The following is a 16,763-nucleotide window of genomic DNA, read 5'->3' as shown; positions in this document are numbered from 1 at the left end:
CCTGAGGAGCCTGCATGTCCACCCCCACCCCGTTCCGCTGGCTGCGCCGTCCCGGGCCGCACACGCCCCCGGGCGCGGCCGTCGGAGCGTCCGACGCGTACGCGCCGTCGGGCCTGTCCTACGGCGCGGACTACAACCCGGACCAGTGGCCGCGCGAGGTCTGGGCGGAGGACGTGCGCCTCATGCGCGAGGCGGGCGTCACGGTGGTCTCGCTCGCGATCTTCTCGTGGGCGCGGATCCAGCCGACGGAGCACACGTGGGACTTCGCGTGGCTCGACGAGGTCATGGACCTGCTCCACGCGAACGGCATCACGGTCGACCTCGCGACGGCGACGGCCTCGCCGCCGCCGTGGCTCACGACGAAGCACCCGGAGATCCTGCCCCAGACCCGCACGGGCGAGACCCTGTGGCCGGGCGCCCGGCAGCAGTGGCGCCCGACGTCGCCGGTCTTCCGCGAGCACGCGCTGCGCCTCGTGGAGCGCATGGCCGAGCGGTACGGGGACCACCCGGCGCTCGTCGCGTGGCACGTCTCCAACGAGCTGGGCTGCCACAACGTCGACGACTTCTCCGACGACGCCGCCGCCGCGTTCCGCACGTGGCTGCGCGAGCGCTACACGACCCTCGACGCGCTCAACGACGCGTGGGGCACGGCGTTCTGGTCCCAGCGCTACAGCGCGTGGGAGCAGATCCTGCCGCCCCGCCTGGCCGCGTCGCACCCGAACCCGACGCAGCAGCTCGACTTCAAGCGGTTCTCGTCGGACGCGCTGCGGGAGTACCTGCGCGCGGAGGCCGCGATCCTGCGCCGCGTCACGCCCGACGTCCCCGTGACGACGAACTTCATGGTCATGGGCGAGACGAAGGGCATGGACTACGCCGCCTGGGCGGACGAGCTGGACTTCGTCTCCAACGACCACTACGTGCTCCCCGGGCCGCAGGCCCTCGACGAGCTCTCGTTCTCCGCGAACCTCACGGGCGGCATCGCCCGGCACCGCCCGTGGTTCCTCATGGAGCACTCGACGAGCGCAGTGAACTGGCAGCCCGTCAACGTCGCGAAGAAGCCGGGCGAGCTCGCGCGGGACTCGCTCACCCACGTCGCGCACGGCGCCGACGCGGTCTGCTACTTCCAGTGGCGCCAGTCCGCGGCGGGCGCCGAGAAGTACCACTCGGGCATGCTCCCGCACGCCGGCGAGCGCTCACGCCTGTTCCGCGACGTCGTCGCGCTCGGTGCGACCCTGCGCGACCTCGCCCCCGTCGCGGGCAGCGAGCAGAAGCCCGCGCGGGCCGCGATCGTCTTCGACTGGGACTCGTGGTGGGCGAGCGAGCTCGACTCCCACCCCACGGACCGGCTGCGCTACCGGCAGGAGGCGCTCGACTGGTACTCGGCGTTCCTCGCGCTCGGCGTGCGGGCGGACGTGGTGCCCACGGCGACGGACCTCGCGACGTACGACGTCGTCGTGGCGCCCGTGCTGCACGTGGTCCCCGTCGACCTCCGGGACCGCCTCACGGCGTTCGTCGAGGGCGGGGGCCACCTCGTCACCACGTACTTCTCGGGCGTCGTCGACCAGGACGACCACGCGTGGCTCGGCGGCTACCCCGGCGCGCTGCGCGACCTGCTCGGCGTGCGCGTCGAGGAGTTCGCCCCGCTGCTGGACGGCGAGAGCGCGACGGTCGAGCTCGCGGGCGAGCAGCTCGAGGGCACCCTGTGGACCGAGCCGGTGGACGTCGTCGACCCCGACGTCGAGGTGCTGGGCTGGTACAAGACCGGTGAGCAGGCGGGCCGCGCCGCGGTGACGCGGCGGACGGTCCGGTCCGGGGACGGCGCGGGCTCCGCCGCGTACGTCTCCACGCGGTTCGGGCGCCTCGGCCTCGTCCCCGTGCTCGCGCGCCTGCTCGACGACGCGGGCGTGCGCAGCGAGCTGCCCGCCACCGTCCGCGGCGACGTCGAGCTCGCGGTGCGGACGGACGGCTCCGACGACTTCTGGTTCCTCGTCAACCGCACGGCGCGCCCGGTCGAGGTGCCCGACGTCGCGGGCGACGTCCTCGCAGGCCGCCGCCTCGCGCCGTCGGGCACTGGCTCCCCGGAGACCGGAGCGATCCTGCTCGAGCCGCGCGGCGTCGCCGTCGTCCGCCGCCCGGCCGAGCCGACCCCGCCGAGGTAGGGCCCCGGTAGCGCGAGGTAGAGGCGTGGTCATGACCACGCCTCTACCTCGGCCGAACAGACCCCGCGGGAACGACCCGCACCCGGTGCAGCAACCGGTTCGCAGCGACGCGAAGGAGGTGGCTCAGGGATGAGCCCGACCGAGACCGACACGACCACGCGGGGCGGACCACCCGGTCCTCGCCGCACGGGCCCGGGCGGCCCGGCTGCCCGCCGGACGGGGGCCCGCGTCGTCGCGGGCCTCGGCGCCGGGGCGCTCGTCGCGGGCTGCGCGCTCGCGGCCCTGCCCGCGCAGGCCTCGCCCCTGGGCGCGGTCGCCGCGACGGGTACGACGTCGGCCGCGGCCGACGTCGCGGGCGTCACCGTCACGCCCGACCCGTCGTACGCGGGCGCGCCGTTCGAGGGCTGGGGCACGAGCCTCGTGTGGTTCGCCAACGCCACGGGCGGCTACCCGGACGAGATCCGCGAGAAGCTCGCGGACATGGTGTTCGGCGACGAGGGCCTCAACCTCAACATCGCGCGCTACAACGTCGGCGGCGGGAACGCTCCCGACGTACCGGACTACCTGCGCGCGGGCGGCGCCGTCGACGGCTGGTGGAAGGCGCCGGAGGGCACGACGCGCACCGACGTGGACTGGTGGGACCCCGAGAACCCGGACCACTGGGACGAGGACGCCGACGCGACGCAGCGCTGGTGGGTCGACCGCATCAAGGACGACGTCACGCACTGGGAGACGTTCAGCAACTCCCCGCCGTGGTTCATGACCGTGAGCGGGTACGTCTCGGGCGGGTTCAGCTCGACCGCGGACCAGCTCAAGACGGAGAGCATCGACGACTTCGCGGCGTACCTGGTCGGCGTGACCGAGCGCCTCGAGGACGCGCACGGCATCGAGGTCGACACGATCGACCCGTTCAACGAGCCCAACACGAACTACTGGGGCACCCAGCTCGGCAGCGACGGCAACCCGACCGGGGGCCGCCAGGAGGGCGCCCACATGAGCCCCGCGCTCCAGGCGAAGGTCGTCCCGGCGCTCGCCGCGGCGCTCGAGGGCTCCTCGACCGACGCCGTCATCTCGGCGATGGACGAGACGAACCCCGGCACGTTCGCGACCAACTGGAACGCGTACCCGCAGGCGGTCCGCGACCAGGTGTCGCAGCTCAACGTCCACACCTACGGCACGGGCCAGCGCACGACGGTCCGTGACATCGCCAAGGGCGAGGACAAGCCGCTGTGGATGAGCGAGGTCGGCGGGAACTGGAGCTCGACGGGCCAGGACTTCGAGACCATGGAGTCCGGCCTCGGCAGCGCGCAGCACATCGTCGACGACCTGCGCGAGCTCGAGCCGAGCGCGTGGGTGTTCTGGCAGCCGGTCGAGGACTACGCCAACATGGCGCCGGGCGGCGAGAGCGCGAACGGCATGAACTGGGGCGAGATCCAGATCCCGTTCGACTGCACGACCGAGGACACGCTCGAGACGTGCCCGATCTACACGAACACGAAGTACTGGGCGACCCAGAACTTCACGCACTACATCGAGCCGGGCGACTCGCTGATCCGCTCGGACGACGCGAGCAGCACGGCCGCGGTGTCGGCCGACGGCACGTCCGCGACGGTCGTGCACGTGAACGCCACGAAGGCCGAGCGCGCCGTGACGCTCGACCTGTCGAAGTTCGGTGCGGTCGGGTCCGATGCGACCGTCACCCCCGTGGTCACGAGCACGGCCGGCTACCTCGTCGAGGGCGAGCCGGTGGCCGTCGAGACGGGTGCGGACGGTCCGAGCGCGACGCTCGTCGTGCCGGCCGAGTCCGTGACGACGTTCGTCGTCGACGGCGTCTCCGGCGTCGCGGACGACGCCGCGCTCGTCCAGGACGGTCACGCCTACCGTCTCGACGGCGTGCAGGCGGACCGCTCGCTCGCGCCGTCGGCGTCGGGCACGGGCGTCGTGATCCGCACCGACGCGCCGGTCGCGGAGCAGGCGTGGGAGCTCACGGCGCTCGGCGCCTCCGAGGGCTCCGGCACGCACCGCACGCGCTACGCCGTGACGAACGCGGCCACGGGCCGCCAGCTCGCCGTCACGGCCGACACGTCCGCCGTCCTCCAGGACGCGCCCGCCGACGTCGCGGACACCCCGCTCGCCGCGCAGTGGATCCTCTCGACGACCGGCGACGGCACCTTCACGCTCGTCAACGCGTCCTCGAAGACCCTCCTCGAGGTCGGCGGCCAGGCCACGGCTGACGGTTCCCCCGTGGGCACGTACCTCGCGAACTCCGGCGTGAACCAGCGCTGGCGGGTCGTCGACGAGACGGTCCTGGGCACCGAGCCGGTCGAGGCGTTCACGACGCCGGGCACCGCGCCCGAGCTCCCCGCGACCGTCACGCCCGTCTACCGCGACGGGGCGCGCGGCGCGCTCCCCGTGACGTGGGACGTGCCGGACGACGACGCGTGGGCCGAGCCCGGCACCGTCGAGGTGACGGGCACCGTGGCCACGCCGACCGGCGGCGAGGTCGCCGCGACGGCGACCGTCGTCGTCGACGAGCTCACCTCCACGCTCCCCGCGCGCGCCAAGGCGTACGCGGGCGGCACGCCGACGCTCCCGGCGACCGTCACCGCGGTGGCGGCGGGCGGGGCCGAGGTGCCGCGCCCCGTGGTCTGGGACGACGCCCCCGCGGACGCGTACGACGCCGTCGGGGTCGTCGAGCTCTCCGGCACGGCCGACGCCGGGGCGGGCGCCACGCTCCCGGCCACGGTCCGCGTCCAGGTGACCGAGGCGGCGTCCGCCAACGGCGCGCTCGCCGCGGGCACGACCGCGAGCGCGACGTTCACCGAGCCGGGCTACGCCGTCGGCGGCGTCGTGAACGGCAACCTCACCGACAAGGCGTGGTCGAACTGGGTGTCGGGCACCAAGCGGACGTCCGACACGCTCACGGTCACGCTCCCCGCCGACCGGGACGTCACGGGCGTCGTGACGCGGTTCTGGAAGGACGGGTCCAGCGCGAGCTGGGCGCAGTCCGTCCGGCTCCAGGCCCTCGTGGGCGGCACGTGGACCGACGTCGGCGCGCCCGTCACCGTGGACGCCTCGCCCGACGGCCCCGCGCCCGCGGTCGAGATCCCCGCGGACGTGCGGACGTCGTCCGTGCGCGTCGTCCTCACGGCGCGGGCGAACACGCACCTGGTCGTCTCCGAGATCGAGGTCCTCGCCAAGGTGCCCGGCACGGGGACCGACGCCACGGCGTCGGGCATCACCGTGGACGGCGAGCCCCTCGCCGGGTTCGACCCCGCGGTGACGGCGTACGACGTGCCCGTCGCGGGCGGGGTGCCGGCCGTCACGGCGGTCGCGCACGACCCCTGGGCGACGGTCGCGGTCGAGGCCGCCGACGCCGTCCCCGGCACGACGACCGTGCGCGTCACCGCCGAGAACGGCACGGAGCAGGCGTACGCCCTGCGCTGGACCGCCGACGCGGGCAGCGCCCCGGTCACCGCCGTCGCCGAGACGCGGTGCCTGGCCGGGAAGGTCTACGTCGCGGTCCGCGCCACGAACGACGGCGACGCGCCGCTCGACGTGACGCTCGCGACGCCGTACGGCACGCGGACGTTCGCGGGAGTCGCCCCGGGCACGAACGCGTACCAGTCGTTCGCGTCGCGCGCCGCGTCCGTCCCCGCCGGGACGGCCGTCGTGACGGTCGACGGGTATGCACCGCTCGAGGTCGCGTTCGACGCGCGCACCTGCTGAGAGGTCCGGCCCACCGTGCGGGCCCGGTCGACGTCCCCGCGACGTCGACCGGGCCCGTCGCCGTCCCGCGGGCCGGGACGTGCGCCGACGCACGGACCGGATCCGGAAAGGTCGGCGCCACGCGCCGGATCGCAGAGCGAGCGTCGGCAGGTCCGCGTACCGTGTCCCGGGTGCCCGGCACCGTGCCGGGACGAGGAGGAGCACATCACGGTGACCCCGACGACGAGCGGCGACGTCATGACGACGAGCGGCGGCACGCGCTGGACCATGCGAGGCGAGATCGACGCCGCGGTCCAGGCCCGCCGCGAGGACGAGCTGCTGCGGCTCGCGCAGTCGGCGGACGATCGCATCCACGTCGACCTCGGTGACGTGACCTTCATGGACTCGGGCGGCCTGCGCCTGCTCTACCACGCCGCCACCGCCGGTTCGGGGTCGCCCGTGCTGGAGCGCGTCCCGCGCCGCGTCCGGGACCTGCTCGAGCTCAGCGGAGTGGTCGACCTCTTCGAGATCGCGGACGACAGCACCGGCGAGGACGGCGCGTGAGCGTCGAGCACGCCGCCGTCCCGGTCGGCTTCGTCGAGATCGGGTCCTGGCCGCTGCGGGGACTGGGTGACCTCGCGACGCTGCGCGAGGGCCTGCACCGCCTGCTCACCGGCGGGCCGCTCCCGCCGGACCGCGCGCTCGAGGCGACGCCGGAGCGCGTCGTCCTCGTGGCGAGCGAGCTCGCCACCAACGCCCTGCGGCACGGCCTGCCGCCCACGCGCGTCCGTCTGCTCAGCGACGGGCGCGAGCTCGTCGTGGACGTCGTGGACCACTCTCCGGCGGCGCCGGTCGTGGCCGGGCGGCGCTCACCGGGCGCGGGCGGGTTCGGCCTCGTGCTCGCGCAGCGGGCGTCGACGGCCGTCGGCTGGTTCCGGGCCGGTACCGGCGAGAAGCACGTGTGGGCGCGGTTCGACGTCCCGGTCTTCCGCGGCGGCGCCTCGGTGCGCAGCGCGCTCCTCCCCGTCGGCTGACCGCTGTCGGCTGCCCGTCGACCCGCCGCGACGCGCTCAGGCGTCGCGGCGCACGAGGAGCAGCGTCGCGTCGTCCGCGGAGCGCGGGTCGCGCGCCGCCGTGACGATGCCGTCCACGTCCGCGTCCGGGCCCGCCGCGAAGACCGCCGCGAGCCGGTCGAGGCCGTCCCGGATCGACTCGCCGCGACGCTCGACCAGCCCGTCGCTGTAGAGCACGAGCGCTCCCCCGCGCGGGACCTGGAGCACGTGCGCGGTCGGGACGCGGTCGACGATCCCCAGCGGGGGGACGCTCGCGCGCTCGGCCCACGTCGTCGTGCCGTCCGGCCCGACGACGAGCAGGGGCGGGTGCCCCACGGACACGTGCTCGACGACGCCGCTCGCCGGGTCCAGGAGGGCGACCGCGAGCGTCGCGACCTCGCCCGGCAGGGTCCAGCGGGCGACCTCGCCCAGCCGTGCCACGGCCTCGACCGCCGAGCCCGAGCTCACGAGCGCGGCGCGCAGCGTCGTGCCGAGCTGGCCCATCGTCGCGGCGGCCTGGAGACCGTGGCCCGTGACGTCGCCGACGACGAGCGCGAGGCGGCCCGACGGGAGCACGAGGGCGTCGTACCAGTCGCCGCCGACCAGGCCGGTGCCGGCGGACTCGTAGCGCGACTGGAGCGTCCAGCCCGGGACGTCCGGGAGCAGCGCCGGCAGGAGGCTGCGCTGCAGCTCCTCCGTCGCGCGCACGGCCTTGCGTCCGCGCAGGTACAGCGCCTCCACCAGGTGGCCCCGCAGCGACGTCGCGACGTCGGTCTGGTCCGCCGTCCACGGCGCGCTGTGGCCGCGCACGACCTCGCGCCAGCGCTCGAAGGACTTGCGCGGGCTCAGCCGGACCGTCGCGCCCTCGCGTTGCGCGATCGCCTTGTTGTACGGGTCGCCGCCCCAGTCGACGTGCCGCAGCACCTCGTCGCGTACCCACACGACGACCTGCCCCTCGGGGAGCACGATGCCCATCACTCCCGCGACGTCGGGCGCGAGCGCCGCGACCTCCGGCGCGTCGCGGCCCAGCGCCTCGGTCGCGACGAGGTCCTCGCCGTGGCCGAGCACCCAGGCGACGAGCGCGCGGCACCCGTCCTCGTCGGGCGTGCTGCCCACCTTGATGAGGCCGCCCTCCGCGACGACGACCGCACCGTCGGCCCGGACGAGGCGCCGCAGCCAGCCCGAGCGGGTCAGCGCGGTGCCGATCGGGACGCTCTCGTCGCGGCTGTCGGCGGCGAGGTGGGCGAGGACGCCCTCCGCGCGCCGCACCTCGGCCTCGCGCTCGTCCTCGGCCTGCGCGACGAGCCGGACCGAGAGCGCCGACCCGAGGAACTCGGCGGCCGTGCGCACCTCGTACGGCGGCTCGTGCGGTCCGGCGTAGTGGTGGCACGCGATGAGCCCCCACAGCCGGCCCTCCCGCAGGAGCGAGATCGACATCGACGCGCGCACGCCCATGTTGCGCAGGTACTCGAGGTGGATCGGCGAGACGCTGCGCAGCGTGGAGTACGTGAGGTCGAGCGGCGCGCCCGTGGTCGGCAGGAGCGCCGGCACGATCGGCTGGGGCGCGTAGTCCACGTCCGCGATGAGCCGGATCCAGTTCTTCTCGTACAGCGCCCGGGCCTGCGGCGGGATGTCCGACGCCGGGTAGTGCAGCCCGAGGAACGCGTTGAGGTCCTCGCGGCGCGCCTCGGCCACCACCTCGCCGTTGTACGCGGCGTCGAAGCGGTAGATCATCACGCGGTCGAACCCGGTGAGCTCGCGCACGTGCCGGGCGGCGTCGTCGTACAGCTCGTCGAGGGTCGCGGCACGCTCCAGGTCGCGCAGCGCGTGCCGCACGGCGAGGTAGGTGTTCGGGAACGTGAGGGGGCGCGCGCCCGCGGCCGTCTCGAGCTCGACGACGAGCACCGGCTCGGTCTCGGCCGCGTCCACGGGCAGCGGGGGCCGGTGGAGCACGGCGTCCACGGCGACGGGCGCCCCGTCCCAGCGGTCGAGGTCCAGCGTCACGGGGTTGCGCGTCGCGAGGTCGCCGACGTTGGCGGCGTGGTCGAGCACGCGGCGTGCCGGTTCCGCGCCCAGCGCGTCGGCGAGCGGTCGGCCGACCAGCTCCTCGGCCGGGACGCCCAGGTGCCGCGCGACGTTCGCCGACGCCTGGAGCAGCACGCCGTCGTGCTCGCGCACGACGAGCAGCACGCCGCGGGGCTGGATCATGCCGGGCACGTGGATGGGCTCGCGTGCGCAGTTGTCGAGGTCCACCGCCTCGCCGGGCGCCAGCAGCTCCGGCTCGTCGACCGTCCTGGTCACGTGGTCCTCCGTCCGGGTCGCCGCACACCGGCAGGGGTGCCGCGGTGCGGGTCGACGGACCACCTGGGCTCGAGGATCCTGGTCGAGTGCCCCAGGCTACCGCGCCCCGGGCTCCGAGCCCGAACCCTGCCCCGCGTCGCGGGGCCGCCGGGGCGGCGACGGGCACCGTGAGCGACGCCACGGAACTCCGCGGTAGCGTCGTTCGTCGGACGAGCGGGGCCCCGGACCGCCCGCCCGGCCCCGACGACCAGAAGGTGACCCATGAGCACGACGACCACCCCGATCCTGCGCGCCACCGGCCTCGCGGCCGGCTACGGAGGGCCCGACGTCGTGCACGGCATCGACCTCGACGTCGTCCCGGGCACCCCGCCGGTCGGGATCGTCGGCGAGTCGGGCGCCGGCAAGTCCACGGTCGTGCGGGCGCTCGTCGGGCTCGTGCGCCCGACCGCGGGCCACGTCACGTACGCCGGCCGCACCGTCACCAAGCTCTCGCGCCGGGACAAGAAGCAGTTCACCGCCGACGTGCGGCGCGTCTCGCAGGACGGCCTCGCCGGGATCGGGATCGACCCGCGCTGGACCGTCGACCGCACGCTGTCCGCGGCCCTCAAGGACGCCCGCAGGGCCGGGCGCCCGAGCGGCCGCTCCGTCGAGGACCTGCTCGGCGACGTCGCGCTCGAGCCGCGGTACGCCCCGCGCACGATCCACTCGCTCTCCGGCGGCGAGAAGCAGCGCGTCGCGCTCGCCGTCGCGCTCGCCACGCGCCCGCGCGCCCTCCTGCTCGACGAGCCGCTCACCGCCGTCGACCCGGCCATGCGCGGCGACGTCGTGCGTCGCCTCGGCGCCGCGACGGCCGAGCTCGGCACCGCGGTGCTGCTCGTCTCGCACGACCTCGAGCTCGTCGAGCGGATGTGCCCCACCGTGCACGTGCTCGCCGACGGGACGTTCGTCGCCTCCGGCGCGCTGCGCGACGTCTTCGCCGGGACCGCGCCGGGCGCCGACCACCCGGCCGTGCGGGGGCTCGCGGAGGCCGCACCGCTCGCCGTCCAGCGCTTCCGCTGACGCCTCGGCGAAACTCGTCGGCGACGCGTGTCGAAAACCCGGGGGCGCCGTCCGACGTCAGGGTGAACTCGCCTTCACGACACTAGGGTCGAGGAGGCACTCACCGAGGAGGAACGTCATGCGCGTCATGGTCATGATCACGGGCAACGGGGCCGACGAGGACAAGATCGCCCCCACCCAGGAGATGCTCGCCCAGATGGGCGCGTACAACGAGGAGCTCGTCAAGGCGGGCATCATGCTCGACGGCCAGGGCCTGCAGCCCACGGCCAAGGCCGCGCGCGTCGTGTTCCGCGGCGGCGAGACGTCCGTCGTCGACGGGCCGTTCACCGAGTCCAAGGAGATCGTCGCCGGGTACTGGATCTGGCAGGTCTCCTCGCTCGAGGAGGCCGTCGAGTGGGCCCGCAAGTGCCCCAGCGACCCGAACATGGGCCTGGAGGAGGTCCTCGAGATCCGGCCGATCTTCGAGGTCGAGGACTTCGGCGCCGAGTACACGCCCGAGCAGCGCGCGAAGGACGAGCGCCTCGCCGAGCAGATCCGCGCGCAGCAGGGCTCCTGAGCCCCTGCTCCGGGCAGGGGTATGACAGGGGTACGACGATGACCGACGTCTCCCGCACCGTCGAGGCCGTGTGGCGCATCGAGTCGCCGCGGCTCGTCGCGGGCCTCGCGCGGACCCTGCGCGACGTCGGCCTCGCCGAGGAGGTCGCCCAGGAGGCGTTCGTCGCCGCGCTCGAGCAGTGGCCCGAGCAGGGCGTCCCGGACAACCCCGGCGCGTGGCTGACGACCGTGGCGCGCCGCCGCGCCGTCGACCTGGTCCGCCGCGAGCGCACGCGCGACGAGAAGTACGCGCGGCTCGCGGCGGACCTCGCCGCGCCCGGTGCGCGGTCCGGCGGAGGGACGACGGCGGTCGCGCACCCGGGCGACGGCGGCGCGGTCCTCGTGGGGTCGGTCCCGGCCCCCGACGCGATCGTCGAGGACCCCGTGGGCGACGACCTGCTCGCGCTCGTGCTCGTCGCCTGTCACCCCGTGCTCCCGCGCGACTCCCGCGTCGCGCTCACCCTGCGCCTCGTGGGAGGACTGACGACGGACGAGATCGCGCGCGCGTTCCTCGTCCCCTCCGCGACGGTCGGGCAGCGCGTCTCGCGCGCGAAGCGGACGCTCGCCGAGGCGAACGTCCCGTTCGACGTCCCGCAGGCCGACGAGCTCGCCGCCCGCGTGCCCGCCGTGCTCGAGGTCGTGTACCTCGTCTTCACCGAGGGGTACGCCGCCACGTCGGGCGACGCGTGGGTACGGCGCGAGCTCGCCGACGACGCGATGCGGCTCGGGCGGGTGCTCGCCGGGCTGCTCCCGGGCGAGCCGGAGGTGCACGGGCTCGTCGCGCTCATGGAGCTCCAGGCGTCACGCTTCGCCGCGCGCACCGGGCCCGACGGCGAGCCCGTGCTGCTCCAGGACCAGGACCGTGCACGCTGGGACCGCCTCCTCGTCCGCCACGGCCTCGCCGCGCTCGACCGCGCGCTCGCGCTGGGCACCCGCGCCGGGAAGCCGCTCGGTCCCTACTCCCTCCAGGCCGCGATCGCCGCGTGCCACGCACGGGCCACGGCCTGGGCGGACACCGACTGGGAGGCGATCGTCGCCCTCTACGACGCGCTCGCGTCCGTCGCGCCCTCCCCCGTCGTCGAGCTCAACCGCGCCGTCGCCGTCGGCTACGCGGACGGTCCCGACGCCGCGCTCGTCGTGCTCGACGCCGTCGCGGACGACCCGCGCCTCGCCCGCCACCACCTCTACGGCGCCGTGCGCGGCGACCTGCTCACCCGGCTGGGACGGCACGCCGAGGCCGCGGACGTCCTCGAACGCGCCGCTGCCCTCGCCCCGACCCGCCACGAGCGCCAGCTCCTCCTGGAGCGCGCCGCCGCGGCGTCGTCGTCTGCCGACCCGCACCCCGCCCATGGTCGCGAGGTAGAACCTCCGGACCCGAGGTAGAGCCCCGCGAGCTCTACCTCGCGACCGGCGGTTCGGTTCTATCTCGCGAGGGCGGACTCGATGGCGTCCTTCTCGTCGGGGGTGAGCGGGGGTGCCGCGAGCGCGGCGACGTTGTTCTCGAGCTGGCGCACGCTGCTCGCGCCGATGAGCGCGGACGTGACGCGGTCGTCGCGGAGCACCCAGGCGAGGGCGAGCTGGGCGAGGGTCTGGTCGCGGCCGGCGGCGATCTCGTTCAGCGCGCGAGCCTTCTCGAGGTACGCCTCGTCGAGGTTCTGCTCGGACAGGAACGGCGAGTCGGGGCGGGCGGCGCGCGATCCCTCGGGCGCGGAGCCGGAGAGGTAGCGGTCGGTGAGCAGGCCCTGCTGGAGCGGCGAGAACACGATCGTGCCGACGCCGAGGTCGCCCACGACGTCGAGCAGCGACTCGCTCTGGACGCCGTCGTACGGGTCCTCGTGCGCCGGGTCCTCGACGTGGCGGTTGAGCATCGAGTAGCTGGGCTGGTGGATGAGCAGCGGGGTGCCGAGGTCGGCGAGGATCGCGGCGGCCTCGCGCGTGCGGGACGGCGAGTAGTTCGACACGCCGACGTAGAGCGCCTTGCCCTGCTGGACGGCGTCGTGCAGCGCCCGCATGGACTCCTCGAGCGGGGTGCTCGGGTCCGGGCGGTGGTGGTAGAAGACGTCCACGTAGTCGAGGCCCGTGCGCGTCAGCGACTGGTCGAGCGAGGACAGGAGGTACTTGCGCGAGCCGCCGTCGCCGTACGGCCCGGGCCACATGTCGTACCCGGCCTTGGAGGAGATGACGAGCTCGTCGCGGTACGCGCCGAGGTCCTGCGCGAGGTGGCGGCCGAAGTTCTCCTCCGCGGAGCCGTACGGCGGGCCGTAGTTGTTGGCGAGGTCGAAGTGGGTGATCCCGAGGTCGAAGGCGCGGCGCAGCACGGCGCGCTGCGTCTCGAACGGGTTGACGTCGCCGAAGTTGTGCCACAGGCCGAGCGAGATCGCGGGCAGGTCGAGGCCGCTGCGCCCCGTCCGGCGGTAGGTCATGGTGTCGTAACGGTCGTCGGCGGCGACGTAGCGCGGGGCGAGAGGCATGGGTCCATTCTGCCTCCCGCGCCCTGGTGGCCGGGCCCAGACTCGTCCAGCAGGCGGGCCGGTCGTGTCGCACGACGTCTTAGGCTCGGGCTGCTCCGAGGACTGTGAGGAGCTGCAGGCGTTCCGCGGACCGGCTCCCAGGTGCTGCGGTGTAGACGAGCAGCGAGTGCGACTGCTCGGGATCGAGCAGGGTCTGGCAGCTGAGCTCGAGCGGTCCGACGAGTGGGTGGAGGTACCGCTTGACCTGGCGTGGACGCACGCCCACCTCGTGCCGGTCCCACACCGTGCGGAACTCCTCGCTGCGGTCGAGGAGAAGCCGGGCCAGGTGGGCAGCGCGCGACTGCGGCCCCCGCAGGGCGAGCACCCCACGCAGCCCCGACGCGTACATCCGGGAGTAGAAGGCGTGGTCTTCCGGGAAGTAGAGGTCACGCACCGACGCGTCGGTGAACCAGCGGTACCCGATGCTTCGCGAGGGGCCCGTGTACTGGCGAAGGTCGCCGACGAGCGCGACGCCGGGAGGCGTCTGCCACAGCGTCTCGCCGAGCTCGGTGACGATCTCTGCCGGTGTGTCTTCCAGGCGCTCGATGATCCGCAGCAGCCCGGGGTCCACGTGATCGCCGGCTGCCCCGGGCTCGGGCGGACGATGCCCGGCGAGCCGGAACAGGTGGTCGCGTTCCGCGCGCGACAGGTGCAGGCCCTGCGCGATCGAAGCGACCATCTGCTCCGAGGGCTGCGGGCCACGCTCTCGCTCGAGCCGGGAGTAGTAGTCCGTGGACATGTGGCACAGGCTCGCGACCTCCTCTCGCCGCAGCCCTTCGGTGCGGCGCCGCGACCCGCGCGGCAGACCCACGTCCTCGGGCTGCAGCACGGCGCGGCGAGTGCGCAGGAAGTCGGCGAGCCCCGCTCTGTCGATCATGGGTCCATCGTCACGTGCCTGGGGCTGCCGAGCCACGGATCATCAGGCCGTGGATAGCGTGCTGCGCCTGGGTGAACCTGGCCTGGGCCGTCCGCCGCGCGCCCGACCGCGTCCAGCAACGAGGAGTCTTCATGCCCCGCACGAGCCACGAGATCACCGTCCCCGACCTCACGGGTCGGCGCGCCGTCGTCACCGGCGCGAGCGACGGCGTCGGTCTCCAGATCGCGACCCGGCTCGCCGCCGCCGGGGCCGACGTCGTCATGCCGGTCCGCAACCCGCACAAGGGCGCGGCCGCGGCGGCGCGGATCCGAGCCGGACACCCCACAGCTCGCCTGACGCTGCGTGAGATGGACCTGTCCTCCCTCACCTCCGTGTCCTCGTTCTCGCAGACGCTGCTCGACGAGGGGCAGCCGATCCACCTGCTCGTCAACAACGCCGGCGTCATGACACCGCCCACACGGCAGGTCACCACCGACGAGTTCGAGCTGCAGTTCGGGACCAACCACCTCGGCCACTTCGCCCTCACCGGCCACCTCCTCCCGCTCCTGCGGACCGGGCAGGCCCGGGTGACGTCGCAGGCGAGCGTCGCCGCACGCAGCGGCAGGATCCGCTGGGACGACCTCCAGTGGCAGCAGGGCTACGACGGGATGGGCGCCTACCGGCAGTCGAAGATCTCCGTCGGGCTGTTCGCGCTCGAGCTCGACCGGCGCAGCACGGCACAGGACTGGGGCATCACGAGCAACGTCTCCCATCCCGGTGTCGCCCCGACGAGCCTGCTCGCAGCACGGCCCGAGCTCGCCCGTGACTCCGCGACACGTGGCCGACGCATGATCGAGTGGCTGTCCTCGCACGGACTGCTCGTCGGGACGACGCAGACGGCAGCCCTGCCCGCTCTCATGGCCGCGACGTCCCCCGACGCGAAGAGTGGTGCCTTCTACGGACCGCAGTGGCCGGGCAACGCCGGCGGACCGCCCGGGGAGCAGAAGCTCTGGGCCCCGCTACGCGACCCCGCGGGAGCCGCGCCCTCTGGTCCGTCTCGGAGGAGCTGACAGGCGTCACGTTCGATTGACCGGCGCACGGCGTCGGCCGAGCGTCGCTGCGCGTCGGGACGAGAGGGTGGTTCGGCGAGCACGAGCGCCCTGGCATCGTGACATGCGCCGGTCTAGGCCGAGTCCCGCACGACGAGTACGGGGTCGAAGATCCGCGACGTGACCCGCGGCTCGCCGGTCTCGACCTGCTCCAGCAGGAGGCGCGCCATCTCGGCCGCCATCTCCTCCACGGGCTGCCGCACCGTGGTCAGGGCCGGGCGCGTGAGCGTGCCGGCGGGGCTGTCGTCGAACCCCACGACGGCGACGTCGTCCGGCACCCGACGGCCCTGCTCGCGCAGCGCGTGGACCGCGCCCTGCGCCATGACGTCGTTCGAGACGAAGACGCCGTCGAGCCCCGGTGCGGCGCGCAGCAGCTCGAGCATCGCGGCCTCGCCGCTCTCGACCGTGAAGTTGCCCTCGACGCTCGGCACGTACGCGTGCCCCCGCCGCGCCATCGCGTCGCGGAAACCGTCGAGGCGGTCGCGGGCAGCGAGCACGTCGAGGGGCCCCGAGACGACGCCGACCGTCCGGCAGCCGCGGTCCAGCAGGTGGTGCGCGGCGAGCCGTGCGCCGTCGGCGTTCGCGACGTCGACGTAGCTCACCGGGAGGGGCCGCGGCGGCCGGGCGAAGAGCACCGTGGGTCTGCCCGTGGCCAGGAGCTGCTCGGGGAGCGGGTCGTCGGCGTGGGTGGAGACCAGGAGCGCGCCGTCGGCGTTGCCGAACCGGAGGTACGACACGACCTGCCGCCTCGCCTCGTCGCCGTCGGCGAGCATGAGCACGGGGTGGACGTCGTGGGGACGCAGGGACCGCACGAACGACCCCACGACGCGGCCGAAGAACGGGTCGGCGAGCAGGCGCGGGAGGTGCAGCCCGTCGTCGGGGGCCGGCTCGGCGCCGGAGACCACGACGGCGACCGTCCCCGTGCGGCGCGTGACGAGCGAGCGCGCGGCCCGGTTGGGCACGTAGCCCGTGGTCGCCACGGCCTCCAGGACGACCTCCTGGACGGCGGGCGCGACCTTGCGCTTGCCGTTGACGACGCGCGAGACCGTCGCGCGCGACACGCCGGCCACCCGGGCGACGTCGTCGAGCGTCGGCGCCCGGTGCTGCACGTCCTCGCTCACGCTCCCGACGATAGCAGGGGTAAGAGCGCTTTCCTGCCGCGGTCGGTCCTGCCCGCGCCCCGTGCTGGCGGGACATTTCTTACTGACCAGTTTGTCAGAGTTAGCGCCCGTTTTCGTGGCATTTATACCGTTATTCCCGTCGTCTCGAGAGGGTCCTGCGCTTGACAGCCCTCGCGAGCGGGTGAAAACTCGGGCCTCGGGTAAGAGCGCTCTCCCTGCTTCACACCTCAGCCGCGGCGCCGCGGCTGGGGGCACGGCTCGACGACGAACTGTGCCCCGGGTCGACGCCGACCT

At 74.4% G+C, this 16,763-nt stretch carries 11 protein-coding genes and 1 pseudogene; 8 read left to right on the top strand and 4 right to left on the bottom strand.

Annotation, left to right across the window (positions count from 1 at the left end):
* Nucleotides 1-14: 14 nt before the first annotated feature.
* The 4 genes from NHH00_RS18330 to NHH00_RS18315 all read left to right on the top strand — a co-directional run bounded on the left by NHH00_RS18330 (nt 15) and on the right by NHH00_RS18315 (nt 6,901).
* Nucleotides 15-2,159, top strand: coding sequence for a beta-galactosidase (locus tag NHH00_RS18330; protein ID WP_253054988.1), 2,145 nt, complete (start codon nt 15-17; stop codon nt 2,157-2,159).
* A 129-nt stretch (nt 2,160-2,288) separates the two neighbouring features.
* Nucleotides 2,289-5,888, top strand: a complete 3,600-nt coding sequence (locus NHH00_RS18325) for an Ig-like domain-containing protein (protein ID WP_253054987.1) — start codon at nt 2,289-2,291, stop codon at nt 5,886-5,888.
* 210 nt (nt 5,889-6,098) lie between these two features.
* Nucleotides 6,099-6,431: an STAS domain-containing protein gene (locus NHH00_RS18320; RefSeq protein ID WP_253054986.1), complete on the top strand. Its 333-nt coding sequence runs from the start codon at nt 6,099-6,101 to the stop codon at nt 6,429-6,431.
* Nucleotides 6,428-6,901, top strand: a complete 474-nt coding sequence (locus tag NHH00_RS18315) for an ATP-binding protein (RefSeq protein ID WP_253054985.1) — start codon at nt 6,428-6,430, stop codon at nt 6,899-6,901. The genes NHH00_RS18320 and NHH00_RS18315 overlap by 4 nt, the downstream gene beginning before the upstream one ends.
* A gap of 36 nt (nt 6,902-6,937) precedes the next feature.
* Here the strand turns inward: NHH00_RS18315 and NHH00_RS18310 are convergent, their stop codons facing one another.
* The gene (locus NHH00_RS18310) at nt 6,938-9,220 is read right to left on the bottom strand and encodes a SpoIIE family protein phosphatase (protein ID WP_253054984.1); all 2,283 of its coding nucleotides are present in this window, start codon (nt 9,218-9,220) and stop codon (nt 6,938-6,940) included.
* Nucleotides 9,221-9,481: 261 nt separating this feature from the next.
* Between NHH00_RS18310 and NHH00_RS18305 the strand changes: the two genes are divergently transcribed.
* The 3 genes from NHH00_RS18305 to NHH00_RS18295 all read left to right on the top strand — a co-directional run bounded on the left by NHH00_RS18305 (nt 9,482) and on the right by NHH00_RS18295 (nt 12,256).
* The gene (locus NHH00_RS18305; protein ID WP_253054983.1) at nt 9,482-10,279 is read left to right on the top strand and encodes an ABC transporter ATP-binding protein; all 798 of its coding nucleotides are present in this window, start codon (nt 9,482-9,484) and stop codon (nt 10,277-10,279) included.
* A gap of 118 nt (nt 10,280-10,397) precedes the next feature.
* Nucleotides 10,398-10,835, top strand: coding sequence for a YciI family protein (locus NHH00_RS18300; RefSeq protein WP_253054982.1), 438 nt, complete (start codon nt 10,398-10,400; stop codon nt 10,833-10,835).
* Nucleotides 10,836-10,873: 38 nt separating this feature from the next.
* On the top strand, nt 10,874-12,256 hold the full coding sequence (locus NHH00_RS18295) for an RNA polymerase sigma factor (RefSeq protein WP_253054981.1): 1,383 nt from the start codon (nt 10,874-10,876) through the stop codon (nt 12,254-12,256).
* Between the two features lie 38 nt (nt 12,257-12,294).
* On the opposite strand, the gene NHH00_RS18290 is transcribed toward NHH00_RS18295, so the two are convergent.
* The gene (locus NHH00_RS18290; protein ID WP_253054980.1) at nt 12,295-13,344 is read right to left on the bottom strand and encodes an aldo/keto reductase; all 1,050 of its coding nucleotides are present in this window, start codon (nt 13,342-13,344) and stop codon (nt 12,295-12,297) included.
* Between the two features lie 79 nt (nt 13,345-13,423).
* Nucleotides 13,424-14,260 (bottom strand): helix-turn-helix transcriptional regulator, encoded by an 837-nt coding sequence (locus NHH00_RS18285; protein WP_253054979.1) that lies wholly within the window; start codon nt 14,258-14,260, stop codon nt 13,424-13,426.
* 131 nt (nt 14,261-14,391) lie between these two features.
* Between NHH00_RS18285 and NHH00_RS18280 the strand changes: the two are divergent.
* Nucleotides 14,392-15,329: pseudogene (locus NHH00_RS18280) on the top strand (SDR family oxidoreductase).
* Between the two features lie 93 nt (nt 15,330-15,422).
* Here NHH00_RS18280 and NHH00_RS18275 read toward each other — a convergent pair.
* Nucleotides 15,423-16,469 carry a LacI family DNA-binding transcriptional regulator gene (locus NHH00_RS18275; RefSeq protein WP_253054978.1) on the bottom strand — a complete coding sequence of 349 codons (1,047 nt, stop codon included), beginning with the start codon at nt 16,467-16,469 and terminating at the stop codon, nt 15,423-15,425.
* Nucleotides 16,470-16,763: the final 294 nt, after the last annotated feature.

The sequence above is a fragment of the Cellulosimicrobium cellulans genome (assembly GCF_024124905.1).
Lineage (GTDB): Bacteria > Actinomycetota > Actinomycetes > Actinomycetales > Cellulomonadaceae > Cellulosimicrobium > Cellulosimicrobium cellulans_G.
This window is presented reverse-complemented; position numbering and strand designations above follow the sequence as displayed.

Excerpts from the sequence above, each read along its gene's own strand:
- NHH00_RS18330 (WP_253054988.1), top strand. The coding sequence starts at position 15 with ATGTCCACCCCCACCCCGTTCCGCTGGCTGCGCCGTCCCGGGCCGCAC.
- NHH00_RS18325 (WP_253054987.1), top strand. The coding sequence starts at position 2,289 with ATGAGCCCGACCGAGACCGACACGACCACGCGGGGCGGACCACCCGGT.
- NHH00_RS18305 (WP_253054983.1), top strand. The coding sequence starts at position 9,482 with ATGAGCACGACGACCACCCCGATCCTGCGCGCCACCGGCCTCGCGGCC.
- NHH00_RS18300 (WP_253054982.1), top strand. The coding sequence starts at position 10,398 with ATGCGCGTCATGGTCATGATCACGGGCAACGGGGCCGACGAGGACAAG.
- NHH00_RS18295 (WP_253054981.1), top strand. The coding sequence starts at position 10,874 with ATGACCGACGTCTCCCGCACCGTCGAGGCCGTGTGGCGCATCGAGTCG.
- NHH00_RS18290 (WP_253054980.1), bottom strand. The coding sequence starts at position 13,344 with ATGCCTCTCGCCCCGCGCTACGTCGCCGCCGACGACCGTTACGACACC.
- NHH00_RS18285 (WP_253054979.1), bottom strand. The coding sequence starts at position 14,260 with ATGATCGACAGAGCGGGGCTCGCCGACTTCCTGCGCACTCGCCGCGCC.